The following is a 26,254-nucleotide window of genomic DNA, read 5'->3' as shown; positions in this document are numbered from 1 at the left end:
CCTATCCCCCCCTTTTAACTTGTTACATATATTTCGATTTTTTCTTCTTGAGATACAACGCTATCATAACCGAAACAAACAGGAGCCCCATTATGCGGATCAATCATGACACGCGCATCAATATGAAATACTTCTTTTAACACTTCATTTGTAATGATTTCTTCTGGGCTACCAGTTGTAACAATTTCGCCTTCCTTCATTGCAATAATTTCATCTGAAAACCTTGATGCATGGTTAATATCATGTAATACCATAACAACCGTACAATTATGTTCTTTATTTAACTTCTCCACAATTTGTAATACATCTAATTGATGAGACATATCAAGGTATGTAGTTGGCTCATCTAATAGCAACACTTCTGTCTCTTGTGCTAATGCCATCGCTAGCCATACCTTTTGTCTTTGACCACCTGATAAATTTACAATTTGTCTCGTTCGAAATTCAGAAGTTTTCGTTATATCTAATGCCCAATCAATCATTTCTTTATCTTTTGTCGTTAACTTATTTACGTTATTTCGATGTGGATAGCGTCCATAAGAAATTAATTCTTCCACTTTAAGCTCACCTGGTGCAATTGGAGTTTGCGGGAGTAAAGCTAACTGCTTCGCAATTTCTTTCGTTGGAATTGTATGTAAATCCTGTCCTTGCAAATATACTTTACCGCTTTTTTGTTTTAAAATTCTTCCCATTGTTTTTAACAATGTCGATTTACCGCAACCGTTTGGACCTATAATTGTCGTTACTTTTCCTTCTTGTATTTCCACATTTAAATCGCGAAACACTGTAAGCTTTTCATAACTTGTTTCTAAATTTTTTGCACTTAAAATACTCACTTTTATTCCTCCTCTTACGCTTTCGCCTTATAAAGTAAATATAAGAAATACGGTACACCGACAATAGAAATAACGATTCCAACTGGTAGCTCTACAGGTGTAAAAACTGTTTTCGCAATAAAGTCTGAAGCAATTACAAGAAACATTCCGATTACGCCGCACGTAGGAATTATATACTTATGTTGAATACCGACAAGCCTTTTCGCTATATGCGGTGCCATTAAGCCAATAAAACCGATACTCCCTGAAACAGCAACACATGCGCTCACAAGCCCGATACTACTTAATAGTAAAATCGATTTCTCTCTTTCTACTGAAACACCTAAACTTGTAATACTCGTTTCTTCCAATTGAAATAAATCTAATAAATAAGCTTTCTTTTGTATAAGCGGAATTAAGATAATAAGCCATGGTAACATAGCCACAATATACTTCCAGTTTGCACTATATATGCTTCCAGACACCCACACTGCGGCCATTTCAAAATCAGTTGACTTCATTTTGAGTGATAAGTACATAGAAAAGGCTCCAAATCCTGATCCAATTGCAATCCCTGTTAATAAAAGTCGTTGCGAATCTAATTTACCGTTTTTCCAAGAAAACAGATAAATGATGATAGCTGCACCTAATCCGCCTACTAAACCAAACATTGGCATCATCATAATAGAAACCCAGTCTGTGCTTTTTAATTGCCCTTGAAAGAAAAACATAAAAATGACAATCGCTGTTCCTGCTCCGGCATTTACGCCTAAAATACCTGGGTCCGCCAACCCATTTCTCGTAATCCCTTGAATAACGGCACCCGCAACACCAAGGCCTAATCCTACTAATCCAGCAATTACGATGCGCGGAAGGCGAAACTCAAAAATAACTAAATCATGTTCTGGTACTGGATCAATTCTAAACAGTGTTTTAAATACATCTGTAATCGTAATGTCGAACGTACCATTTGTTAAACTAATATAAATAGCACATAGTATTAAAAATATAATAATCCCCATCGTCATTCCGAAACGTTGACTTGAACTTTTAAGCATGTCTCTCTCCTCCTCTAGTACGGATTAAATAAAGGAAGAAAGGAATTCCAATTAAAGAGGTAACGACTCCAATAGGTGTTTCAAATGGATAGTTTACAAATCTACTCAAAACGTCACATAACGCTAAGAAAACGCCACCAATAACACCTGCACATGGCAAAATCCACTTATAATCTACCCCAATTATAAAGCGCGTAATGTGCGGAATAATTAAACCTACAAAACCAACTTTCCCCACTAAAGCAACTGCTGTTCCTGTTAAGAAAATTACCGATAAAATTGCCATCGCTTTAACTAGTTTTGTACGTTGCCCTAAATTAATAGAAACCTCTTCGCCTAATGAAAGAATGGTAATAGATTTTGATATTAACAATGCTAAAATTATTCCAATTATCCCAAACGGTATCGTGATTTTAATGATATTAAGATCTACTTGATCTAACTTTGCATTAAACCAAAAACTAACATTTTGAGAAATTTGGAAATACGAAGCCATTGCAGCCGATACACTACTTAAAAATGTTCCAATAACTGTTCCTATAATCGCTAACCTAACTGGTGATAAGCCATTTTGAAGGAGCGAACCAAAACCAAACACGATACCGGCTCCTAGTGCAGAACCAATCATTGAACATACAACCATACCAATTGATGACATTCCCGGAAGAAAAATCATGCTAAGTGTAATAACAAAGGCAGCGCCATCCGTCACACCCATAATAGAAGGGGATGCAAGATAGTTTCTTGTCATCCCCTGCATAAGTGCTCCTGATATGGCTAGAAATGCTCCGACTAAAAGAGCTGCAACTACCCTTGGTAAACGTGAAGTAATAATAATATTATGATTTACATCGCTTGAATCAAAATGAAATAATGCGTTCCACACTGTTTCAGCGTCAATACTTTTTGCCCCATACAAAATCGAAAGTATAATTGTAAATAAGATGAGTATGGGTGCTATACATAATATAGTTACTGGTACTGCATTTGTTTTCTGCATATCATTCAACGCACCTTACTTATTGTATTATTTAGATAAATTTTTCACGGCTTCTTTTAAGAATGCTGTTTTACTCCAAGCTGTACCACCTTGTGCCATTGGATCTACAACATTTACAAATACTTTCTTTTCCTTCGCAGCATTCATACTTTGCCAAATTGGATTACTTTCAATTTCTTCTAACACTTTCGGGTTTTTATTTTCACTTGCCTCATATTGTAAGAAAATATAATCTGGGTTAAGTTCAGCAAGTTTTTCAAATGAAATTTTCTCTTGTGCTTTTACAGTTTTCAATTGTTCTGGAGCAGTTAGTCCAAGATCTTTATAAATTACAGGGTTGAAGTATACTCCTTCTGGATATAGGAATAATTCGTTTGCTCTTAGTCTTATGACAAGTACTTTTTTATCTTTTAACTTATCTCCTAGTTTTGCTTTTGCTTTTTCAGCGTCCGAATTGTAATCCTTAATAATTTTTTCTGCTTTATCTTTTTTACCAGTTAATTCTCCCATTAACTTTAAGTTATCTTCCCAATTTGTTGAAACGTGTGATACCGGGAATGTAGGAGCTACTTTCGTAAACTTTTCAGCTGTTTCTGCTGGGAATTTCGTACTCGATGTAATAACATCTGGTTTTAATTGTAGTAATGTTTCGAAATTGGGTTGCATTTTCTCACCAACAGATTTAGCACCTTCTAACTCTTTTTCAAGATATTTTGGTAATTTACCACCTACAGTAATGGCACCAACTGGTTTAATTCCAAGTACTGCCGCATCTTCCATTGACTCTAAACTAGCTGTCGCAATTTTATCTACTTTTGCTGGCACTGTATACTCTTTACCTAAATATGTGATTTTTCGTTTTTCATCTTTTTTCGTTTCCGTAGCTTTTGTCTGTTGTTTTTGCTCGCCTGAAGTTTTATCCGCACTATTACATGCCGCTAAACCTACACTTAAAACTGTAACCATCCCTAAAGTAAATAATTTCTTGTTCATCTTTATATGTCTCCTCTCGAATTTTCAAACTATATTCTCAATAAAATTTAACTATATGAACTTTGTCCCATATATATTTCATTAGATTAATAATTTTATCCAGAACTCATTCCCGTTCACTTCCCCTAGACTATAATTCTTTTACGCCTTCCTCACTTGATAATCATTTTCACTGATAATGATTATCGTTACTAAGTATATATTTAATATGAAATTATTTCAAGAATGATTTGAAAAATTTTAACAAACTGAATTAAAAAAAGAAGTATCTCCCTAATATTAGGGAGATACTTCTTTTTTTTGAAATTTATATGTAATTCAACTGGACAATGGTCTGACCCCATTACTTCACTATTAATTTTCGCTTCTGTTATTTTGTCTTTCATTCTTTCCGAAACAACAAAATAATCTAAACGCCATCCGATATTTTTCGCTCTCGCGCCCATACGATACGACCACCACGAGTATGCACCTTCTTGATTAGGATAAAGGTAACGATATGTATCAATAAATCCTTCTTCTAAAATACATGAAAATTTCTCTCGTTCCTCATCAGAGAATCCAGGATTTTTACGATTACTTTTCGGATTTTTCAAATCGATTTCTTTATGAGCAACATTTAAGTCTCCACAAAAAATAACTGGTTTCTTCTCATCTAATCGTTTGATATAGGACCTGAAATCATCTTCCCATTTCATTCTGTAATCTAATCCTTCTAATCCACGTTTTGAATTTGGTGTATATAACGTTATCATGTAAAAATCTTCGAATTCTAAAGTAATAAGTCGCCCTTCTTGATCATGCTCTTCAATGCCTAAACCATATGTAACTGAAAGCGGTTCTTTTTTCGAAAAAATAGCAGTTCCTGAATATCCTTTTTTCACAGCATAATTCCAGTATGTATAATATCCCTCTAAATTTAAATCAATTTGCCCTTCTTGTAATTTAATCTCTTGTAGACAAAATATGTCAGCACTTGATTCCTCAAGATATTCCAAAAATCCACCTTTTGCGATAACAGCTCGCAAACCATTTACATTCCATGAAATTAACTTCATCTATAGTCCTCCTCTTGATGTTTATTTCCAAATTTCATGCTATCACAAAATAGAAAACAATCATATTTTCACCTTTGTAATCTTGCTCTTACATTTATGAATACATACATACGCACTTTATTCAGGTTATACTAATTTCAGAGGTGATGTTCTATGCACAATGAAGGAGTTACATTAACAAATGAGTATTGGCAAGCAATTATTCATAATGATTCTTCCTATGATAGCAAATTCTTTTATGCTGTGAAATCAACTGGAATCTTTTGCAGACCATCATGCAAATCAAGAATACCGAATAGAAACAATGTACGAATTTTTCATCATGTAGAGCAAGCATTAAGTGAGAACTTTCGCCCGTGCAAACGTTGTAAGCCAAATGGGATCACTTTACCTAATGAAGAGTGGGTAGAACAAATTAAAGACTATATCGAAAAGCATTATGACGAATCCTTAACTCTCGACATGCTTGCGGAAATGTGTCACGGTAGCCCTTTTCATTTACAACGTACTTTCAAAAGAATAATAGGGTTAACTCCTATAGAATATATACAACAATTCAGGGTTCTTAAAGCAACCGAATACCTTTTACACACAAATCAATCTATTAAAGAAATTAGTACTGCTGTCGGGATAGAAAACCCAGAGTATTTCGCAACTTTATTTAAAAAGAAAACCGGATTTACTCCTACTGAATATCGAAAAAAGAACGAAATGAAAGAGAGATACGATAATGAATTCCTACAAAAATAATTATATATATTGGACGCTACTTACACATAAAAATTGGCGATTTCATATTGCTGCAACTGAAAATGGACTATGTTTCATTGGATCACAAGACGAAAACTTTGAAGAATTAAATATATGGGCTAGAAAAAAACTGCCCCAACATATATTGACCCATAGTCCAGATTACTTGCAAATATATACGCAAGAAGTTATCGAGTATTTAGAAAACAAGCGAGAAACTTTTACATTTCCTATCGATGCTTATGGAACTAATTTCCAATTATCTGTTTGGAGTACGGTACGTGAAATTCCTTATGGAAAAACATATTCTTATACAGAAATTGCTGAAAGAATTCAAAAACCTAAAGCTGTGCGCGCCGTTGCTTCTGCTATTGCTGCTAACCCTCTTCTTATTACCATTCCTTGTCACCGCGTTATTGGGAAGAATGGGAAACTAACCGGATTTAGGGGTGGATTAGAAATGAAGAAAAAATTGCTTACATTAGAAAAGTTGCAGGTGGAATTCATATGACAGCAGAATATAATAGCGCATTATCTATAGCAGTTCCAAAAGAATTTTGTTTCCAAGAAAATTTACGTTATCTATCACGCTCTAACAATGAATGTATGTTCCATATTGAAGATAACAAAATTTATAAAGTTATCCCTGTTCAAGATGTAAATCCTTTAGTTGAAATTAGTGTGAATACAGATGGGAATATTCAAATACGTTGTTTAGAAGAACCATATACATCTGAAAAATCGATACGTGAAGCTGTAGTTAACTATGTAAAAGAATGGTTTGATTTAACTACTGATTTAGCCCCATTTTATACATTAGCTAAACATGATTTACTCCTTCAAGGACCAATTGAACAATATTATGGCCTTCGTACTTTAGGCATTCCAGACTTATTTGAGGCACTTTCCTGGGGAATTATCGGTCAACAAATTAACCTAACATATGCTTATACACTAAAAAGGAGATTAGTTGAGCAATTTGGAAGTTATGTAGAATGGGACGGTAGAAAACATTGGATATTCCCATCACCTGAAACAATTGCAAATCTACATGTAGAAAATCTTCAACAATTAAAAATGACGACTAGAAAATGTGAATATTTAATCGGTATTGCGAAGCTTATTACAGAGAGAAAATTATCAAAAGAGGATTTACTGCAAACACAAGATGTAAAGGTTGCTGAGAAACAATTAACTGCTATCCATGGTATAGGACCATGGACTGCCAACTATGTTTTAATGCGTTGTTTAAGATTTCCTTCGGCTTTTCCAATTGATGATGTTGGTCTGCATAATGCAATTAAATTTATAACAGGTTCCGAAAATAAACCGACAAAAAATGAAATAAAAGATTTCGCGGCTAATTGGGCTAATTGGGAGTCTTATGCGACTTTTTATTTGTGGCGAGTACTATATTAAAAGAACCAAGTAGCACATTCGTACTACTTGGTTCTTTTTTAAGCTTGCTCCTCAAAACGTCTTGCAATTTCCACAATAACTTGAACGGCTTTTTCCATAGTATCTACCGAAACATACTCAAATTTACCGTGATAGTTTTCACCACCAGTGAAAATATTCGGCGTCGGTAATCCCATATATGATAATTGTGATCCATCTGTGCCTCCGCGAATCGGATGAATATTTGGTTCAATGTCTAAACTTTTCATTGCTTCATATGCAATATCAACAATTTCTCTTACCGGTTCAATTTTTTCAAGCATGTTATAGTATTGATCATTCATTTCTAAAACGACTGCATCTTCGCCATATTTTTCTTGCATAGTCTTCACAATATTTTTAACGTTATTTTTACGTGCCTCAAAATTTTCACGATCAAAGTCTCGAATAATATAATATGCTTTACTTTGCTCAACATCACCATTTAAAGAAAGTAAATGATAGAATCCTTCATAGCCTTCTGTATATTCTGGCGCATCTTCTACTGGTAAATACCCATTAAATTCCATAGCAAGTTTAGTAGCATTGCGCATTTTATTTTTTGCTGTTCCAGGATGTGTATTCGTTCCGTTAAACGTTAACTTAGCACCTGCAGCATTAAAACTTTCATACTCTAAACCACCTAATGGACCTCCATCCATCGTATAAGCGAATGATGCACCAAACGCTTCTACATCAAAATGCGCTGGCCCACGACCAATTTCTTCATCCGGTGTAAATGCTACTCTTATTTTCCCGTGCTTAATTTGCGGATTATGTATTAAATGGTTCATTGCAACCATAATTTCTGTAAGACCAGCTTTATCATCTGCTCCTAGAAGTGTTGTACCATCAGTTGTAATAATGGTATGTCCTTTATATGATGGTAATTCCGGAAACTGCTCTGGTGTTAACACAACATTTAGCTCTTCATTTAACGTAATTGCATTACCATCAAAATTTTCATGAATTTGTGGTTTGACGTTTTTCCCTGTAAAGTCTGTTGCCGTATCTAAATGGGCTAAAAATCCGATTACAGGAACATCCTTGTCCGTATTAGCTGGAAGTGTTGCCATTACATAGCCATTATCATCCATTGTTACTTCTGTTAAACCAATTTCTTTTAGCTCTTCCACTAATAACTTACCAAACTCAATTTGTCCTGGTGTTGTTGGTACTGTATGACTTTCTTCATTTGATTGCGTATCAATTTTTACATATCTCGTAAATCTTTCAATAAGTTCTTGTTTCAAGTTCATTCACTCCCTTTTATGTTCCTCCCTCCATTATAATCCTTAAAACGAAATATTTTAACTTTTTTGACTGTGAAGATGTATATTTCATTTACATTGTTAACACTTTTACATAACAAAAAGAAAATTAGTGAACATATTTAAAGTACAGCTTAATACAAATAAATTCACCCTATTTACGACTCTCATCGCAAATAGGGTGTTTCTGTTTTTATCTCGCAATTTAAGAATATATACTACTCATTTACAATAAAAGTATATACATCATCATAAATACAGCCATTTACTTTAATCACATACTTCCCAGGTTTATTAAAACTAATTGTGTATTTATTTAACTGAATTGCTTCTTTATCTCCAGAAAGAATATCAATGCTTCTGCCACTTAATACATACAATTCATTTAGATTCATCGTTACATCAATTGTATTGAAATTTTCTACTTTCACTTGCTGTGCTTCCGCAATGCTTACACTTGGTTCTAAAAACAGTAATCCACTTAATCCAATCGTCCCCGCTAAAGCAACTCCCGCAAACTTTTTAATCTGTTTCATTACAATGACCTCCTTATAGATTTTACGTAAAGGCAATGTCCTCCCTTACACCACAAAGCCTATATGTAATGAAATGAAAAGTAAACGGGGACTGTAAGACAAAATTCTACATCTTTTTCTCCTATTGAATATAAATCCAACGTTTGGAATTTTGACACATTTAAAATTGTTTCCCTAAACCAATTTCTCCATAATTTATTCAAAGACTGAATAATTACTTATTTATTTAACATTCTAACAATAGTTGATAAAGATGCTTTCTATTCAAAAAAAGACTTTGCTATAAAAGTAACTTTTACAACAAAATCCATGCAACTAATTTTATTCAGCTTTCCATAATCTCTCTACATTCATTAATTGTTCTTCTTTAAATTCCATCTTATATATATCCGGTTTTGACGTATTCATTAAAAATTCAAAACCATATTGTTTATCAAAATAGTTCATCATTAATGTCATGACAAGCCCATGTGTACCAATTACAATTTTGCATCCTCGAAAATCCATTAAGATTTCTTTTAATACTTTCACTACTCTTCTCTGGCAATCTGCATATGACTCTCCTTCCGTTCGTGCAAAGTCCGGATTAGAGAACATCTTCTGTACAAGTGGATACACCTCTTTGTCTGATATAACCTGATCCTCACTTGAAAACATACACTCTTTAAGATTTTCATATACTACTATTTCTTTTTCATGGAAATTAGCTGACTCCTCTATCGTTAGCATAGCCCGATTATAAGGACTGGAAATAAAAGTATCAATCCTCTCCGCTTTTAATATGTCAGTTACTCTACGGGCATCCATATGTCCCCTCTCAGTTAATCCACGCATTCTTTCATTTCCTTCTAGTTTTGGTGATTCACCATGTCTAACCATATAAATATATGTGCTCATAATTTCTCCTTAAAATTTTTTATAAAGTGAAACGTTAATCAGCCCTCACTAATCGGGCTGCCCGGCAAATAGCGAGATAAGTTAATAAATCACGTTCATTTATCCCATTTCAACACTTAGGGGTAATACTAAAATACTTTATAAACTGTGCTGATTTGTTCGTCTAATCCATTCTCCTACTAAACTCTCAAATAATTCAGGCTGCTCAATTTGCAAATTATGCCCTGCCATATCTAAAACTGCTAATGTTGCCCTTGGATATTCTTCAATAATTTCTATAATATTTTGATAACCTACTGATATATCTTGTCTTCCAGTCAGTAAAAGAACGGGATTTTCATATTTTTCATGCTGAAAATCCATAGTAAGAGAGTAATTCTTTTGCAACCTTTCAATAAATTCATAATTAGCAACATCTAACCCAGGCTTAATTTCTTCTTTAAATCGCTTATATGTATATTCATTTGCTATTACAGCTAACTCACAAAACTCCTCTCTTTCTGTGGAAGTGAGCGTATTTAAAAATTCCTCATCTTGTACAATTACCTGTTTATCTGGAAGAATCCTTTTTTCTGGCTCCGCTACAACAACAGGACATACTAATAGTAATCCGCTAACTCTCTCAAACATCTTTGCAAGTATACCTTTGGCTAAATAGCCTCCATATGATTCTCCTACCAATAAAAATTTTTCAGTAGAAATGATTTCCTCAATAAATGTGATAAGCACTTCTACTATACGATCTGAACTATTTATCCAATTTGGAGCATTCGATTTTCCCATTCCAGGTAAATCAATATATATTCGCTTATAACCTTCATATTTCTGAAATACTGATTCCATACATTTCATCATTAACCTATGGTCAGGGGTGCAGCCATGTATGATAATGACCGGTTTACCCTCTCCCATAATTTCATAGTATATTTCTGCATCTTTAATTCGATATATCATAAAAAAGCCTCCCTATTTAGTGGCAATACTATTCCACTCTGTAAGAATACACGTTCTTATTTTATATCTTTTCTCAACATTTTCACAAATATTAATCTTCAGATTAAAAATAAAAAGCTCACCAAAAAAAGATACTCATCATTTTATATGCAATTTTGCATCTCCACTTACAAATCACTAAAAAAACTTTACAATTCAAAGGATGACTAAATATACAATTTCTATTTAAAGTCTTGATACAGTCTATACTATCAACCGCAATATTTTTTCAACCTTAAGAATACTTACACTCTTTAACACTTTCCTTATAAACATGATTTTTATAAGGAAATCTGATACAATTCTTAAATAATATTATTATGTATAGATATAACGAACATAGTGCATAATTAAAGAAGGTGATTTCATTGAAATTAAATAAAAATTTACAATTATGTATATTAATCGGAACATTAATATGCTATTCAATCTATTTTATGTTTTTCTATCTGTTCCCTACTCATTTTTCAAATTCAGATGTACGCTTCGCTTCACTTGTCGTTGAAGCCATTACATTTGTATCACTGATTTACTCTATATATTCTAAAAAAGTCAGTTCAAATCCGTTTTGGATATGTATTACAATAGCAATTGGTAGTTTTTTATTAGGGAAAATAGTATATACATATCAAGATAGCTTCTTCGAAATTCCAATACATCGTTTTACGGTTTCTGATGTATTTTACATGTTTTTTCTATTTTTCTGTCTTATCGCTTTCTGCTATAAAATCTTAAAGGAATGCAATAAATGGGAAAAAGCGTTCTTTATTTGTGATATATGCATAGTGCTTACTTCCATATTTACATTAGAATGGTATTTATTTAATCAACCAAATTTAAATATATTCGCTCTTTCACTAGGAGATGTTTTCCTTTCATTTTTATACCCAATTGCAGATTTATTATTTCTACTGCTAGGTGTTAGTCTCTTTTTCCGTCCAACAATTTTTAATTCCAAACGGAAAATTTATATCTTTATTTTTGTATTAATAAGTTCTGCAACTTTTAACTATATTTATTTTTACTTAAATAATCACTTATCAACTGAAACGATAATATTATTACGTCTTTTATATAGAATACCTATATTACTTATTGCAATAGCTGGCTCTATTTCAGAAGATCATAATAGCCATAGAAATTATTTCCTTGTAAACCCTATAATAGGAAAAAAAGCTTTAGTTGTATTTCCCTATCTTGCTGTTGCAATACTAATCGGGTTTACATTAAAAGAACAAACATCATCTTCAACTCTCATTACAGGGAATTGTATTACTTTTATTTTCGTACTCATTCGTCATTCTATCGTACGTATGCAAAACAATTCCTTAACAAAACGTTTGCAGGCATTTAATGCCCAACTAGAAGAAAAAGTTACTTTACGGACGTCTGATTTAGTTCATAAATCAGAGGCTCTTTCTCAAAAACAGCAAAAGTTTAAATCATTATATGAATATCATCCTGACCCTATCTTCACCATTGATTTAAATGGAATATTCTTAAATGTAAATAAGGCTGGGAGTGTACTACTTGGGGCACCAACAGATGAGTTACTAGGTGAAACTTGTTTTTCGATTATTTTAGATGAAGATAAGCATAAGCTAGCATTGGCGTTAGAGAAAGTGAAACAACAAGAATCGGCATCCTTACAACTTAGTTCTCAATATAAAGATGGCTTTACTTATTTTTTATACGTTACAATCATTCCTATTATAATAGACGGACAAATTTCAGGAAGCTATATTATGGTGAAAGATATTACTGCACTAAAAAAACAGCAAGAAGAAATAAAATATTTAGCATTCCATGACACTGTAACGAAAATTGGTAACCGTGCCTTTTTCCATAAGAAATTAAAGAGAGTTATAAAAAATGCTGAAATAACAGAAAGCGAGTTCGCATTATTATATTTAGATTTAGATCGCTTTAAAGCAATTAACGATACACTTGGACATTCATCAGGAGACTACATATTAGAAGAAGTAGCAAAGCGCTTCCAATCATGTCTTCCATCACATACTCATCTTTCAAGAATCGGTGGCGATGAATTTACAATCATAATTGAAAACTATACTGACGAAGATTACTTATTCCAATTATGTAACCAATTATTTAAATGCATGAAAAAGTCATTTATCATACATGAGCATAAATTAACTTTATCACTGAGTATCGGCATCGCTATTTATCCACATTCCGGAATCGATACCGCTACACTTCTGAAAAACGCTAATGTTGCAATGTATGATGCAAAAGCAAAAGAGCTTAATTCTGTCTCTATTTATGACGATGTAATCGCTAAAAAAATTGAAAGACGATTACGATTAGAAAAAGATTTACCAAACGCACTACAAAATGAAGAATTGTTCCTTTTGTATCAACCTCAAGTTGATAGTGAATCTAATAAAATTATCGGTGCAGAAGCTTTAATTAGGTGGAATCATCCTGAATTAGGTATTATTTCTCCATACGAGTTTATTCCGATTGCAGAAGAAACACTACAAATTATTTCAATAGGTAAATGGACATTAGAGCAGGCTTGTAAACAAATGAAACGTTGGCACGCACTCGGATATTCACATTTAAAAATAGGTGTAAATTTATCTGCTAAGGAATTTGAACAAGAGGATTTTGTAAAATCTATTTCTTCTACTTTAACAAATACAGGTTTACCAGCAAGCTCTCTTGATCTTGAATTAACAGAGCGAATTGCAATGATGGATGAGCGAGAAACATTGATAAAACTGCGTACACTAAAAAGTTTAGGGATTCACATTTCTATCGACGATTTTGGTACAGGTTATTCTTCGCTAGCCTACTTACCTTTGTATCCAATTGATACGTTAAAAATCCCGAGAGAATTTATTACAATGTCTGAAACATGTGATGATGGAATGGAAATTATTAAAACGATCATCACATTAGCAAATACATTAGGAATGTCTGTCATTGCTGAAGGTGTAGAAACGAAAGAGCACGTAAATTTCCTTCAAAAAAATAAATGTCAGTTTATTCAAGGTTATTATTACAGTAAACCTATTCATATTCATGCATTTACTGAGCTATTAGAAAACGGCATTCACCCATAGTACATAACTAATTAGAACAAATATAGCAAAAAGGAAAGAAGATACCTTCTTTCCTTTTGTTTTTCTATTTACATTTCTATTACTTCACCACTTCATTTATTATATCTATTATTTGATGAATTCCCTCATCATTTGTTTTCTTATATCCATTCATGTTTTGAATATATTTCTCCTTATTTGTATACAACTTATTTACTGCATGTATAAATGTATTCGTACTTACTCTGTCTTGGAGTATAACTTCCGCATATCCTTGCCGTGAAAAATATTCAGCATTTAAAACTTGATCTCCCCTACTGGAACTGTTAGTTAACGGGATAAGCAACATCGGTTTCTTCAAAAATAACAATTCAGAAATAGCAGTAGAACCCGCTCTAGAAACTACAACACTTGCCATATTTAGTATATGCGGCAACTCGTCGCCTATATATTCAAATTGCATATATCCCTCCATGCCAATAGATGGGTCTACCTTCCCTTTACCACATATATGAATAATATTAAAGTTTAATAGTGTTGTATCTAAACATTCCCTTACCATATCATTTATCCACTTAGCACCTTGACTCCCACCCATAATTAATAATACTGGTTTATCTTGCTGAAATTCACAATATCTTCTTCCTCGTAATACGTTACCCTTCTCAATTTCTTCCCTTACAATTGGTCCTACATAAACCTTCTTCTCATTACTTACATTTTCTCCTGCCTGAGGAAATGTTGTGCATAGCTTTGTAGCAAAAGGTAATGCTATTTTATTGGCAAGCCCTAATGTGCTATCTGGTTCACGTATAATTATAGGCACACGATTTAACCATGCTCCTATAGCTACAGGAACTGAAACAAATCCTCCTGCTGAAAAGATAACGTCAGGCTTTGTTTTCTTAATTAAATTATAACTTTGTAAACAACCGCGTATAATTTTAAAAGGATCTTTAAAATTCTCCCAATCCCAATATCTCCTAAGCTTTCCCGTTGAAACACTATTGTATTTAACATTTTGCACTAATGATTTTTCAATTCCATTTTTGGATCCAATATACTCGACTCTCCAGCCTTTCTCTATAAATTTAGGAATTAATACAATATTAATCATAACGTGTCCGGCTGTACCGCCCCCAGTAAAAAGAATCGTTTTGCTCATAACTTATACCCACCTTTATTATTAAAAATCTAGCTTTCTCTTTACCTTTTAAATGTAAATAAACTTATTATTTTTTATATAAATCTTTAACTCCACCTCTATATCTTGTAAAAGATCGTTAATGAGTTCATAAAAATCATTTCCATACTCACTACACTCGTATTGAGCAAAGATTTGAATCACATATCTAGTTTCCGTCTCTAATGCTGACTTTATTCGATTAACCCTTTTTTCTTCTACATACGCTTGATATTTATGTATTGCCTCATAAATAAGCAATACATGCGCTTCTTCATCTCTCCAGTCCAGCGTATCAACAATTGAAAGAAATAGCGTATTTTGATTATCTATTACTTCATAACCATTCATATATTTCTTACACCCTTTTTTTTTTTCATTGCATGCAGATGTCACTACACTTCGCATACTCAAGTACATCTTTTAATGATTGATGAAATTCAATTTCTGGGATCCAACCTAAATTTTTTATTTCCTCTGTTGCTAAACTCTCATTTGAGTCGCTCCCACTTTTCTCTGTTTCCTCTATAAAAAAATTTAGCTGTGTTAATTCTTTATATTGTTCTAGTACATCTAATAAAGATCGTTTTACTCCTGATCCGATATTATATTGTTTTCCATTTATTCCATCTCGTAATAACACATGATACGCTTTGACCGCATCACGTACATCTAGAAAATCTCTACTATCTTTCAAACTGTTTACTTCGATAATAGCCTTACTTCTACCTGATTCTATATCTATTATTTTCTTTGCGAGAATCGAACAAATACCATTCGATACCCCTGGACCAATTAAGTTTGAGGGCTTTGCAATGATAATATTTGAATCCATTAATCCTCCCCAAGCCTCTGCAATAATGACTTGCATCGTTTTACTTAAACTATATGGATTTGAAATTTTCATTTCGTTCATACTATCTGCTTGCAAAGCAGATCCTATAACTAATGTTCTACAATGCGAGGCTTCTTGCTTAATTGCTTCTAATAAATATAACGTTCCTATTACATTAATCTCTATATACTCAAGAGCAGCTGTCCAAGATTCTATAACCGAATTCCTTCCTGCTAAATGCAATACGTAGTCTGGCTTTATTTGTTTCATTACCTTCATTACTTCGCTCTTATTAGTTAAATTACACGTAATACCATTTCTAATTTTTTCTCTATGTGCACGATTTTGAAACATAGGAATTACATGAAAGCCCTGCTCTAAAAAATAGTGGCAAGCATGGCGGCCTGTGAAACCATTTGCACCAGTTATTAAAAGACTCGCATTTTTTTTCATCGCAAAAACCCTCCTTTTAATAGCATTTGTTTCACCTCATGTTTTGCAAGTAAATCTTGTTGAGAACTAAAACTCTTCACATCCACTAGCGGATAGCTAGAATAATATTCTTGAAGTCCTTCGATAGGAATCGTCGGTAGTACCACAAAATAATTTTGATCAAAACTTATACTTGTTTTACTCTCTACCTCAGATAGAAGCATTTCACTTAATTTTTCACCCGGTCTTATCCCTACCTCTTTCACCTTAATATTTTCTTTTTTCGAATCTTCAATTAATATTTCCGCTAAATCTGTTATTTTACATGCCGGCATTTTCATAACAAAGATTTCCCCGCCTCTACCTTGATATACGGCTTTAAATAACAATCCAACAGCATCTTCAACTGTTAAGAAAAATCTAGTCATATTCGCATCGGTAATCCCTACTTCTGAAGATCTTTTAATTTGTTGTTTAAAAAGCGGTACTACACTTCCACTCGTTCCTAAAACATTTCCACCACGAACACAAATGAATTTTGTTTTCTTCGTTTGTATATTCGCATGAACCATTAATTTTTCACCAATTGCTTTTGTCATCCCATACGTATTTGATGGATCAGCTGCTTTATCCGTTGAAACATATATAACTTTTTCAACTTGCATCTGTGTAGAGGCTTCAATTACATTTTGCGTACCATGTATGTTAGTTTTTATAGCTTCATAAGGATAATACTCACATACTGGAACGTGTTTTAAAGCTGCAAGATGGAATACATAATGTACACCTTGGCATGCATAGACTAGTTGATCTTTATCACGAATATCTCCAATAATAAATTTTAGCCTATCATCATTTATAAACTGTTGCTGCATTTCAAACTGAACCGTTTCATTTCTTGAAAAAACTCTAATTTCTTTCGGTGATTTTTCTAATAGTTGTTTTATAAGTTCATGCCCCCACGAACCTGTACCACCAGTAATTAAAATTATTTTATTTAACATTCCTTTTCCTCCTACGAAACATCTCAATTTAAATAATATTTATTGAATTATTTTCAATTGATTCAAATCATAATCGTCGTTTGTTACATTTAATTGACAAAATAAAAAAACAGAAACTATTAAACTTAGTTTCTGTTTTTCATTTCACCTCACAACAGTAAGATTTTCCATACTGTTTGCATGATAAATAAATTCCTTGTAAAAAAACACCGCTCATTTATTTCTTATACTCGTAATAAAATAAATAGAATGATTCATGGCCAATAATCATGTTTAAATTTATGAAAAAGGGAGGTAACGGAATGGACCGAAACAATTCATATCATACATATAACGGACCTTCCAAAGCACTGCCTCTCTCCCTATTCGATGTAAAAAATGAATTGAAACAAAAAAGCAAACTTATTCCTTCTGATACCATGTATAAATTAACGAAAGAAGAGCAACTCATCATCAACAAAATAAAAATACAAACAGAACAGCTAAATAAAAATAATGTTACAAGAACACGCGCATACTACCAATTTTACATTCAATATCCAGAAATACATTGGGCACTGCTTGGGCATATGGTATCACGTAACGGCGGTTGGAATATGACTGATTTAAAGGGCGATTTATATACGAGAATTTTATCAGAGAAAGATCAATTCATATTTTTTTCTTTTTTAGAAAGAGGGAATTGGCTTATTTTCCAAGATGTATACCCTCAATTTTTACTTTACGAACAAAGTGTAAAAAGATCACAAAAGTTATTTCACCTTCTCCCTCACCTAAATGTTTCTACATTTATGGAAACGATGTGGAACCATTTTTGGAAAACAGGTAACAAAAAAACTTTAGCGATTGCCACTATTATTAATGAACAAAACTACTTAGAAAAAAGAGTGATTCAAAATGTACAATTTAAAAAGACTGTACTAAATAGTATTGGATTTAAACTCTTTGATTTCTTTCAGTTTAATCATATTCTTTTCCCATTCTACGAAAATGATAAGAAACAAAAAGTGTTACTATTTGGTGATACAATGAAACATTTCACTTCCTTACATGAACGAATCTTAATTGGAAAAAGATTGTATTCATTATTATTTCGAGATACACATGTTTTATCTCAAATAATAAGCTGGGCCCAACATCATCCGCATACAGGCTCAAGGAAAGATTACTGGCCCCATTTATTTTCAAGTGTAAATGAATCTTTTTCCCGTGAGTTTTATAAGCGCCGAATAAAGAAATGCCAGTTACGAAATGGCGCTTATCGCATATACAGCCCTGCACTCATCTATGCATGGCGAGATATGAAGCATGAAGAAGTTGACAGTGAAGATTGGTTTACTGATTGGCAAGTTGTAAATTACTTAGTTGATAAGGAGGAAAATATAAATGGACAAATTACAGAAGACTACTGCAAAACACTCGAAAAAATTGAACTCGCCATTCTCGCAAAGAAAAATGTCCTCCTCCGAGAAGAAGAATGAGTTTCTAGCATTAGTAGTTACAATCTTTCTCTCTTCTATTATTGGAACTTGCTTAGATGCCTTTTTTGTTCATAAACAAATATATTCCTTTCCGGCTAGGCCCTTCTCATCCACATTTTCGGTTAATATAGCTTTTACATTGTTCGTACTGCCGATTTTAACAGTTATCTTTATACACATTTCAAAAAAATTATCTAACGTTTCTAGAATTTTATTTATTATTTCAATCGGTATTTGTGCTAGCCTTTTTGAACAGATTGCTGAAAGTTTAGGTTTATTTGTACATAGCGCGAATTGGAACCATACATATTCTTTATTTGGTTATATGATTTTTCATTCTTTTATTTGGAACGTATATAATTGGATAAAAAAATAAAGAGACCATTATAGGTCCCTTCTTAAGCATACTCTTCCGTTATTGCTAATGGTGCCAATGTTTGAAGGCTTTTAGAGCGTAAACGATAGGCAACGACTTTCTTCTTATATTGCTTAATGACATCAACATGTTCTTCATAGCTATATAGCGAAAATCTAATCTCTTTATTCCCTTTCTTCGTATCAATGACTATGGGTGTCCCTTCTCCGTGCGGCGGGAAATAATGTTTATCTAAAAACAAAGCCTCATTAAATTCATGAATAACTTGTAGTTTCATTTCTCCCTCTATATTTTTTCCATCTATCGATATAGAAGTATTTTCCGCCTCAAGCTTTTGATGCAATTCAAATTTACTAATAATTGATTCTACAACAGAAGTGGGCATGCTAGAAACTAATACTTTAATAGCTCCAAAAACAAATAATGTAACTATAAACCATGTTGTCATTGTTATCATCTCCATTACATTTAAAAAATAAATTTCGTTCCATACGGTATTAGTATACTAATGAGTATTCCAGTTACAATCATCGTTACCGAACCGATTGTCGCCTCTTTCTCGCCTTCCTTCACGAGACGGCTCACACCGATAATATGTGATGCACAGCCCATTCCAACTCCTTTTCCAATCGTACTTGTTATACTGAAAAACTTAAGTACTGTTGGTCCGATCATAGCGCCTGTTATTCCTGCAACAACTACAAAACTAGAAGTCATAGATGGAATACCACCAATTTGATCCGCTAATGATAGGGCAATAGGCATCGTTGCTAACTGTGGTAAAGTAGTTAATATAAGTTCCTTATCTATATTTAAAATTCCGCCAATCACTACATTCATACTCGTTACAGCCACTATACCTATCACTACTCCAATAAGTATCGATAAAAAATTTTTCATAAGTATCTTTCGCTCTTTAAATAGAGGTATGGCTAATGCTACAATTGCAGGGCTCAATAAGCTTGAAAGAATGTCTCCTCCATTTTCCCTATACTCATGATGAGAAATACCAAAAATGAAAAATAAACAAATCATAATTGCCGTAACTGTTAACACCGGTAACGTAAATGCAAACGTAAATTTTTTATATAGCTTTGTCGCCAAGAAATAAATTGCTACAGTAATAATAATTAAGACCATTTGAATCGTGCACCTTGTCGATTTTATTTTTTTGTTGTTATTAATATTTGACTTATATACCCTGAAACAATCAAAGTTACTACAGTACTTGCAACTACTAAAAGGAATATAATACTCTCCTTACTGAAAAGAAAAGACCCGTATTCCATGAGCCCTGTTGTCGAAGGGATTAAAAATAACGGTAAAAATACGATTAACTTTTCCGCACCTAACTCAAACCATTTTAACGGTAAAACGCGAGTGGAAAGGAGCAGGAACAGTATTAACATCCCTATTAAACTTCCTGGCATTGATAGATGGAATACTCCTTGAATCCACGTACCCACTAGGCTAAATACATATAGCACGCCTACTTGAAGTAAAAGCGTCACATACTTCATTTCTTTCCCTCATTTCACTATCACACATCCATATTATGAAATCTCATTTAGCGTGTCGGCAAACCGTTTAATTCCAAGTTGAATTTGTTCTATATTCGCTCTACCAAACGTAAATCGTATATATTCATTTTTCGAACCTAAAACACTGCCCGGAACAAATGCGACACCATTCTGTATAGATTCACCTAATAAGTGATATTCATCAAACTTTCCTTTCACTTTACACCATACATGTATTCCACCCTCTGGCACGAAACATTCAACTCGGTCTCCCAATGTTCCTTCAAGCTCTGCAATTAATACATCTCTTCTTTGCTTCAATTGTCCACGAAGTATCGTAATATGTTTATGGAAATCCTTTGATTCTAAAAATTGATTTGCTACCCACTGCGTAAATACACTATGGCCAAAATCAACTTGTTGCTTTGCATCTGCTAAACGCTCAATTACACGTGTAGGACCAATTATCCATCCAATACGTAATCCTGATGCAACAATTTTTGATAATGAACTTATATAAAGAACATTTCCATTTTGGTCCATTGATTTTAATGTCGGGTTCACTTCTCCATTAAAAGAGATTAAACTATACGGATCATCTTCTACAATTGGTATACCGAACTCAGAAGACAGTTCTAAAATTTTTTTACGTCTCGCTAATGAAAGCACAGTCCCCGTCGGATTCTGATAATCTGGATTCAAAAACACCATACGAATGCGATGCTTTTTGTGCAAATCGATTAAGTCATCTGGATTCATTCCATGCTCATCAACAGGTAAATGAAATATGTTTAAACCGGCCGATTTAAACATTGGAAGCGAAAAACAATACGAAGGATCTTCAATCGCTATCGCATCGCCAGGTTTTAATAAACATTGAACGATAAGATTAAGCGCCTGTTGTGCTCCTGACGTAATAAGAATAGAGCTTGAATCTGCTTCAATTTGTTTATATTGCTGAACATGTGCTGCAATTGTTTTTCTCAACATCTCATTTCCAAGTGGATGATCATAACCGAGGTTTTCCATAAATGTTTTCTCCGACAAAATTGTTCGAAATCTATCACTTGGAATTAATTCTGGTGACAGTTCACCGCTTGCTAAATTAATTAAATCATCTTTTTGTGTTTCCGTTCGAATTTGTTGAACGAGTGGTACGTTAGGTAAGAACGATCCATCCTCCACGTACCTACCCCAGTTCGGTATTCGTTTATGTGAGACACCCCATATGTCTGTATTGACCCGTGTTCCGCTTCCCTTTTGCCGTTCTACTACTCCAAGTGATTTTAATTCTTCATACGCAGCTACTATTGTACTCCGGTTCACCTGTAATTCCTTTGCTAACATACGCTCAGAAGGTAACTTACTATCAGAAGGAAATTCACCTGAAGAAATGCCTCTTTCAATATAATCCGCGATTTGTTTATATACAGGTGTCTTATCTGCACGATTTGGTTTCCATTCCATCTAGTTTCCTCCTTTCAAAACGAACTATCCTCATTTTTTACTAACAGTATTCACCGTAAAAATAGTATTAATTAGTCACATTTTCTTATCCGTAAATGGATATATCCAAAATGGTTCTCTTTCTGATTACTCAATAGCTTCTGAAATTCCAACTTCATACTCTCATTTCAGTTCTTTTACAAACTATTAAATCATTACCGCGTACCATGTTACCCCGGCCAGTAGAACAAAAAGAAGAAGAATATAGATTGCAGATAAGTTTTTCACATTTCTTTTTGTAGACTTACCGTAATTCTCCTCCACGTTTCTTGCAACTAGTACAGTCCCAAATAGCGATACAATTACAATAATAACGACTAGTGAAATTGCAAAACTCATTGTCTTTTCACCTCTCTAAGACCCATCTATTTTAATTAAAGAACTTACATAAAAATCTTCCTCTTTAAAACGTTGATAACATACTACCTTTCTTCTCTTATCATAATAGATGTTTGCAAAAAGCGGACCAACCACTTTCGTGTTTTTTTGCTCATCCACTTAAAAAATAAAAAGCAACTGATCACTTAGGACCAGTTGCTTTTTTCACACGATAATTTTTCATTTAAAATTAATTCGATTTAAAAGTTTCGCCTTTTCATAATGAAACATCGACTGAGATAACTCAAAAATTGTTCCATTTACAAGATACACTGTATTTTCAATAAGAAGCGCCGGATCACCTTCATTTAATTCTAAAAGCTGTGCATTTTCTTTATTTACTTTTTCACAACTAATAACTTTATCAGCAAAACCAATATTTAATCGTAAATCTTCAATGAAATAACTGTATACAGAGCTTAATGCTATTTCTTCGTTCAAATATGGAATAATATCCTTTTTGAAATAACTTACTTCAATAGAGAATGGTTTAGCATCTACAATTCTTAAGCGCTTCAAAAAATACAACCTAGTTCCAGCTTCGCATTGCATCCGCTTTGCTATCTCTTCGTCCGCATCTATTACTTCCAGCTCTAACACTTTCGTTTCAATATTTTGTGAAACAAGATTTTTCGTTAATCCACGTAAACTTCCTAAATTAATGTAATCTGTTACAGAAGTTTCGCGTAAAAACATGCCACTACCTTGCACTTGAAAAATATAACCTCTATTCACAAGCTGACTAATTACTTTACGTATCGTATTACGGCTTACTTCAAATCGATTCATCAACGCTTCTTCTGTAGGTAGTTTTTTCGTTTCATTAAAAAGCCCATCTCGAATGTTTTGCTCTAACACATCTGCAATTTGTTTATACTTTGCACTCATACACTTTCTCCTAAAATACGCTTTTATCTGTTATAACTCTTCCCCTCTCGTTTCGATCACACGTTTATACCAATGAAACGAAAGTTTCTTCTTACGTTTTAAGTTATCATTATGATCGACAAAAATAAAGCCATATTGCTTTTTATATCCATTTAACCAACTTAAAAGATCAATCACTGACCATGCATAATAACCTTTTAAGTTAATTCCCTCTTCAATTGCACGCTTCATTACTTTTAAATGCGCTTCAATAAATTTAATTCTCGGAACATCTACAATTTCTCCGTCAATGATTGGATCTTCATCACCAAGTCCATTTTCCGTTACATACATCTTTATGTCACCGTAACGCGCTTTCAACATATGCAATCCCTCTAAGAAACCTTCGGGAGATATTTCCCATCCCCATTTTGTATATGTTTTATCATCCATTTTAACTGTTCGATAAAAACCATCAAAAGAAGGGTTACCTGGAGCAAGCGTTGAGTTTTCTCGAGAGTGTTCCTCACTCTTTATATCCATATCGTATCTTTCTACTCGTATTGGTTGATAATAATTCAAGCCAATAAAATCATTTTCTTCTGCATTTTGTTTAATGATTTCTAATTCTTCAACCGTCCAATTAGGAGTCCATCCTTTTTCCTTTAATTGTTGTACAACATAAGACGGATACTCGCCTTTTAAAATTGGATCATAATACCAATACGTTTCATATTCATTCGCATGATTTGCTGCTTGTATATTTTCTTTTTGATCATCCACACTATAAGCTGGTAAGAAAACATGTGTAATCCCAATCTCACCATATTGTTTCAGCTGCTTGTACACCGCAACTGTTTTCGCGTGTGCATAAAATACATAATGAGTCGCTTGAAAATACTTTGGAACATCATTTTGTATTCCTGGTGGATGTGCACCTTTTAAATAACCTAATCCACAAAACATTACGGTCTCATTAAAAGTAATCCAATGCTTAACTCTGTCACCAAATGCCTTAAAACAAGTTTCTGCATATTTTACGAAAGCCTCTGCTGTTCTTTTATTCGTCCATCCACCATCTTTTTCTAACGGTAATGGTAAATCCCAATGATATAAAGTGACAAACGGCACAATCCCGTATTTTAAACATTCATCAATTAAGTTGTTATAAAATTCAATCCCTTTTTCATTTACCTTTCCATCTCCAGTCGGCAATATTCTCGCCCAAGAAATAGAAAAACGATACGATTCTAATCCCATCTCAGCCATTAAGCGAACATCTTCCTTATATCGATGATAATGATCAACAGCTACATCACCATTTGTTCCATTGTATGTTTTGCCAGGAATTTTTGAAAACTCGTCCCAATTCGTAACACCTTTTCCATCTTCATTCCATGCACCTTCTACTTGATAAGAAGCTGAAGCAGCTCCGAATAAAAAATCATGTGGAAACTTCATAGTATATACCTCCATTTCATTACAACAAATCAAATTCAATCATACATATAAAATTTATAGGTACAAATTTTATATGTATGATTATATCTTATGTTTTTATTTTTTTCTATTATAAAAGTACAATTTATATTGTTGGTTATTGGAAAAGAAATAAGAAGCGATATATTTTATCGCTTCTCACTCTCATCATCTTTATTCTTTTATTAATGACTTATTCGCTCTTATAACTTCTTGATACAATAATGGTGACCACTTTTCATTTATGTAGTCTTGAATTACCCAGCCTACTCTCGCAGGATTCTTTTGTTTTATATGGTTTGCAATTTCAGGATTTATATAAGAGGCATAGTAATATGGACTATTCCATGCTGTACCACCAGAAGACAAGCTTGTAAAATTTATATATAGATGATTTAAATCCTCGCTATTGTTCATCGTTTCATTCATTGTATCTTTAATAGATTTTACTTTCTCATCATAACTCACTTTATATTTATCTTGTACTGTTACATTTACATTTTGATTTACAGTTATGGTAAACGTCTCATTATCTGGCCAATAAAAATTATTATATCCTCCAGATTCATTACTACCACTATATCTTTTTAGTAGTACAATTTTCCCACGAGCATCTCCAAGTTTTATATTTCCTTCTGTTTTTAAAAAGATAGGATCAACAAAATAATTTTTTTCAAACGTACTACTAAATGAATCTTCTGCCCCTTTCATATCCTCATACTCTTTTTTTAAAGACATAATAATCGTTTCACTCGGGTTATCTCTTAAAAATTGTTTCGCTTCGTTTATGAATTCATGCAGTGTTACATAAAGATATAATGGCCCATGATGAAGAACTATCGTATTATCATCTGTTAAACGTCCTCTTATATCAAAAATGCGAGCTCCATGGTCCATTTGATAGCGAAAATCATATTCTTGCGTCATTCCCCATACTTGCTTAATCGGATTTTGCAACTTGAACGTCCCACTATCGTGTGTTCCTGGAATTGAAATTCGTGCTAACGGGATATTATCAGGTATAGGTTGCATCCATTTCGACCAATTTTCAAGCTCATTAACAGAGCTAGCTGCAACTACTCTCTTATCATGTAAAGCAAATACAAATGTGATAAATATTGTACTACATATGAATAATTTCAAAATTAACTTCTTATTGCTCATTATTATCCCTCTCTTTTTCTGTTTTTATATCAAACTTATTGAATATAATATAAGCTAGTTCAGAAAAAATAAATAACATTTCATCAATATGAAATATTGCATAGAAGTAAAGTTAAAAAATCATTCACATATACTAAATTAGAAAATTTAAAG

26 protein-coding genes and 1 pseudogene are annotated in these 26,254 nt (G+C 33.1%); 6 read left to right on the top strand and 21 right to left on the bottom strand.

Going from position 1 to position 26,254, the window contains the following annotated elements; genetic code table 11:
* Positions 1–14: 14 nt before the first annotated feature.
* The 5 genes and pseudogenes from ACTFO4_RS05990 to ACTFO4_RS05970 form a co-directional block, all read right to left on the bottom strand.
* Positions 15–836, bottom strand: a complete 822-nt coding sequence (locus ACTFO4_RS05990) for an ABC transporter ATP-binding protein (RefSeq protein WP_440013047.1) — start codon at positions 834–836, stop codon at positions 15–17.
* Between the two features lie 14 nt (positions 837–850).
* Complete coding sequence (locus ACTFO4_RS05985; RefSeq protein ID WP_000920450.1) at positions 851–1,873, bottom strand: FecCD family ABC transporter permease; 1,023 nt, start codon at positions 1,871–1,873, stop codon at positions 851–853.
* On the bottom strand, positions 1,866–2,873 hold the full coding sequence (locus ACTFO4_RS05980; protein ID WP_001173041.1) for a FecCD family ABC transporter permease: 1,008 nt from the start codon (positions 2,871–2,873) through the stop codon (positions 1,866–1,868). Before ACTFO4_RS05980 ends, ACTFO4_RS05985 begins: the two co-directional genes overlap by 8 nt.
* 27 nt (positions 2,874–2,900) lie before the next feature.
* The gene (locus ACTFO4_RS05975; protein ID WP_001035506.1) at positions 2,901–3,866 is read right to left on the bottom strand and encodes an iron-hydroxamate ABC transporter substrate-binding protein; all 966 of its coding nucleotides are present in this window, start codon (positions 3,864–3,866) and stop codon (positions 2,901–2,903) included.
* Positions 3,867–4,168: 302 nt separating this feature from the next.
* Positions 4,169–4,924, bottom strand: a pseudogene (locus ACTFO4_RS05970) (exodeoxyribonuclease III); the annotation flags it as partial.
* 153 nt (positions 4,925–5,077) lie between these two features.
* Here ACTFO4_RS05970 and ACTFO4_RS05965 point away from each other — a divergent pair.
* Genes ACTFO4_RS05965 through ACTFO4_RS05955 form a run of 3 tightly spaced genes read left to right on the top strand, consistent with a single transcriptional unit; the run spans position 5,078 to position 7,093 of the window.
* Positions 5,078–5,674, top strand: coding sequence for a bifunctional transcriptional activator/DNA repair enzyme AdaA (locus tag ACTFO4_RS05965; RefSeq protein ID WP_098771006.1), 597 nt, complete (start codon positions 5,078–5,080; stop codon positions 5,672–5,674).
* Positions 5,655–6,185 carry a methylated-DNA--[protein]-cysteine S-methyltransferase gene (locus tag ACTFO4_RS05960; RefSeq protein WP_098771005.1) on the top strand — a complete coding sequence of 177 codons (531 nt, stop codon included), beginning with the start codon at positions 5,655–5,657 and terminating at the stop codon, positions 6,183–6,185. The genes ACTFO4_RS05965 and ACTFO4_RS05960 overlap by 20 nt, the downstream gene beginning before the upstream one ends.
* Positions 6,182–7,093 (top strand): DNA glycosylase, encoded by a 912-nt coding sequence (locus ACTFO4_RS05955; RefSeq protein WP_000123504.1) that lies wholly within the window; start codon positions 6,182–6,184, stop codon positions 7,091–7,093. Before ACTFO4_RS05960 ends, ACTFO4_RS05955 begins: the two co-directional genes overlap by 4 nt.
* Before the next feature lie 38 nt (positions 7,094–7,131).
* On the opposite strand, the gene pepT is transcribed toward ACTFO4_RS05955, so the two are convergent.
* The 4 genes from pepT to ACTFO4_RS05935 form a co-directional block, all read right to left on the bottom strand.
* The gene (gene pepT, locus ACTFO4_RS05950; protein WP_002164459.1) at positions 7,132–8,364 is read right to left on the bottom strand and encodes a peptidase T; all 1,233 of its coding nucleotides are present in this window, start codon (positions 8,362–8,364) and stop codon (positions 7,132–7,134) included.
* Positions 8,365–8,600: 236 nt separating this feature from the next.
* Positions 8,601–8,918 carry a hypothetical protein gene (locus ACTFO4_RS05945; RefSeq protein ID WP_098584474.1) on the bottom strand — a complete coding sequence of 106 codons (318 nt, stop codon included), beginning with the start codon at positions 8,916–8,918 and terminating at the stop codon, positions 8,601–8,603.
* 321 nt (positions 8,919–9,239) lie between these two features.
* On the bottom strand, positions 9,240–9,815 hold the full coding sequence (locus ACTFO4_RS05940; protein WP_000109179.1) for a histidine phosphatase family protein: 576 nt from the start codon (positions 9,813–9,815) through the stop codon (positions 9,240–9,242).
* A 138-nt stretch (positions 9,816–9,953) separates the two neighbouring features.
* Positions 9,954–10,769 carry an alpha/beta fold hydrolase gene (locus ACTFO4_RS05935; RefSeq protein WP_098771004.1) on the bottom strand — a complete coding sequence of 272 codons (816 nt, stop codon included), beginning with the start codon at positions 10,767–10,769 and terminating at the stop codon, positions 9,954–9,956.
* Positions 10,770–11,176: 407 nt separating this feature from the next.
* Here ACTFO4_RS05935 and ACTFO4_RS05930 point away from each other — a divergent pair, with 407 nt between their 5' ends.
* Complete coding sequence (locus ACTFO4_RS05930; RefSeq protein ID WP_000773561.1) at positions 11,177–13,897, top strand: sensor domain-containing protein; 2,721 nt, start codon at positions 11,177–11,179, stop codon at positions 13,895–13,897.
* A gap of 79 nt (positions 13,898–13,976) precedes the next feature.
* Here ACTFO4_RS05930 and ACTFO4_RS05925 read toward each other — a convergent pair whose 3' ends face one another.
* The 4 genes from ACTFO4_RS05925 to ACTFO4_RS05910 are packed head-to-tail and all read right to left on the bottom strand — an operon-like array spanning position 13,977 to position 17,330.
* On the bottom strand, positions 13,977–15,041 hold the full coding sequence (locus ACTFO4_RS05925) for an undecaprenyldiphospho-muramoylpentapeptide beta-N-acetylglucosaminyltransferase (protein WP_098771002.1): 1,065 nt from the start codon (positions 15,039–15,041) through the stop codon (positions 13,977–13,979).
* Between the two features lie 48 nt (positions 15,042–15,089).
* On the bottom strand, positions 15,090–15,410 hold the full coding sequence (locus ACTFO4_RS05920; RefSeq protein ID WP_001014794.1) for a DUF6572 domain-containing protein: 321 nt from the start codon (positions 15,408–15,410) through the stop codon (positions 15,090–15,092).
* Positions 15,411–15,435: 25 nt separating this feature from the next.
* Positions 15,436–16,347 (bottom strand): NAD-dependent epimerase/dehydratase family protein, encoded by a 912-nt coding sequence (locus ACTFO4_RS05915; protein WP_000739077.1) that lies wholly within the window; start codon positions 16,345–16,347, stop codon positions 15,436–15,438.
* Complete coding sequence (locus ACTFO4_RS05910) at positions 16,344–17,330, bottom strand: UDP-N-acetylglucosamine 4,6-dehydratase family protein (protein WP_000932609.1); 987 nt, start codon at positions 17,328–17,330, stop codon at positions 16,344–16,346. The genes ACTFO4_RS05915 and ACTFO4_RS05910 overlap by 4 nt, the downstream gene beginning before the upstream one ends.
* Before the next feature lie 302 nt (positions 17,331–17,632).
* Here ACTFO4_RS05910 and ACTFO4_RS05905 point away from each other — a divergent pair, with 302 nt between their 5' ends.
* Together ACTFO4_RS05905 and ACTFO4_RS05900 are read left to right on the top strand one after the other, a co-directional pair.
* A complete protein-coding gene (locus ACTFO4_RS05905; protein ID WP_086403766.1) occupies positions 17,633–18,811 on the top strand; it encodes a DUF2515 domain-containing protein in 1,179 nt (392 codons plus the stop codon).
* Positions 18,786–19,187, top strand: coding sequence for a CBO0543 family protein (locus ACTFO4_RS05900; protein WP_033693203.1), 402 nt, complete (start codon positions 18,786–18,788; stop codon positions 19,185–19,187). The genes ACTFO4_RS05905 and ACTFO4_RS05900 overlap by 26 nt, the downstream gene beginning before the upstream one ends.
* A 22-nt stretch (positions 19,188–19,209) precedes the next feature.
* Here ACTFO4_RS05900 and ACTFO4_RS05895 read toward each other — a convergent pair whose 3' ends face one another.
* The 8 genes from ACTFO4_RS05895 to plcA form a co-directional block, all read right to left on the bottom strand.
* A complete protein-coding gene (locus ACTFO4_RS05895; RefSeq protein ID WP_000214634.1) occupies positions 19,210–19,635 on the bottom strand; it encodes a YfmQ family protein in 426 nt (141 codons plus the stop codon).
* Between the two features lie 20 nt (positions 19,636–19,655).
* Positions 19,656–20,327, bottom strand: a complete 672-nt coding sequence (locus tag ACTFO4_RS05890; protein WP_000242940.1) for an LrgB family protein — start codon at positions 20,325–20,327, stop codon at positions 19,656–19,658.
* A 23-nt stretch (positions 20,328–20,350) separates the two neighbouring features.
* The gene (locus ACTFO4_RS05885) at positions 20,351–20,707 is read right to left on the bottom strand and encodes a CidA/LrgA family holin-like protein (RefSeq protein WP_061457635.1); all 357 of its coding nucleotides are present in this window, start codon (positions 20,705–20,707) and stop codon (positions 20,351–20,353) included.
* Positions 20,708–20,740: 33 nt separating this feature from the next.
* On the bottom strand, positions 20,741–22,174 hold the full coding sequence (gene pdxR, locus ACTFO4_RS05880) for a MocR-like pyridoxine biosynthesis transcription factor PdxR (protein ID WP_000454965.1): 1,434 nt from the start codon (positions 22,172–22,174) through the stop codon (positions 20,741–20,743).
* A 186-nt stretch (positions 22,175–22,360) separates the two neighbouring features.
* On the bottom strand, positions 22,361–22,552 hold the full coding sequence (locus ACTFO4_RS05875; protein WP_000006458.1) for a hypothetical protein: 192 nt from the start codon (positions 22,550–22,552) through the stop codon (positions 22,361–22,363).
* A 219-nt stretch (positions 22,553–22,771) separates the two neighbouring features.
* Positions 22,772–23,479 (bottom strand): GntR family transcriptional regulator, encoded by a 708-nt coding sequence (locus ACTFO4_RS05870; protein WP_001274912.1) that lies wholly within the window; start codon positions 23,477–23,479, stop codon positions 22,772–22,774.
* A gap of 30 nt (positions 23,480–23,509) precedes the next feature.
* Positions 23,510–24,919 (bottom strand): glycoside hydrolase family 1 protein, encoded by a 1,410-nt coding sequence (locus ACTFO4_RS05865; RefSeq protein WP_000671628.1) that lies wholly within the window; start codon positions 24,917–24,919, stop codon positions 23,510–23,512.
* 192 nt (positions 24,920–25,111) lie between these two features.
* Complete coding sequence (plcA, locus tag ACTFO4_RS05860) at positions 25,112–26,101, bottom strand: phosphatidylinositol diacylglycerol-lyase (protein WP_017672881.1); 990 nt, start codon at positions 26,099–26,101, stop codon at positions 25,112–25,114.
* Between the last annotated feature and the right edge of the window lie 153 nt (positions 26,102–26,254).

This window comes from Bacillus cereus group sp. MYBKT14-1 (assembly GCF_051915185.1).
Classification (GTDB): domain Bacteria; phylum Bacillota; class Bacilli; order Bacillales; family Bacillaceae_G; genus Bacillus_A; species Bacillus_A cereus.
This window is presented reverse-complemented; position numbering and strand designations above follow the sequence as displayed.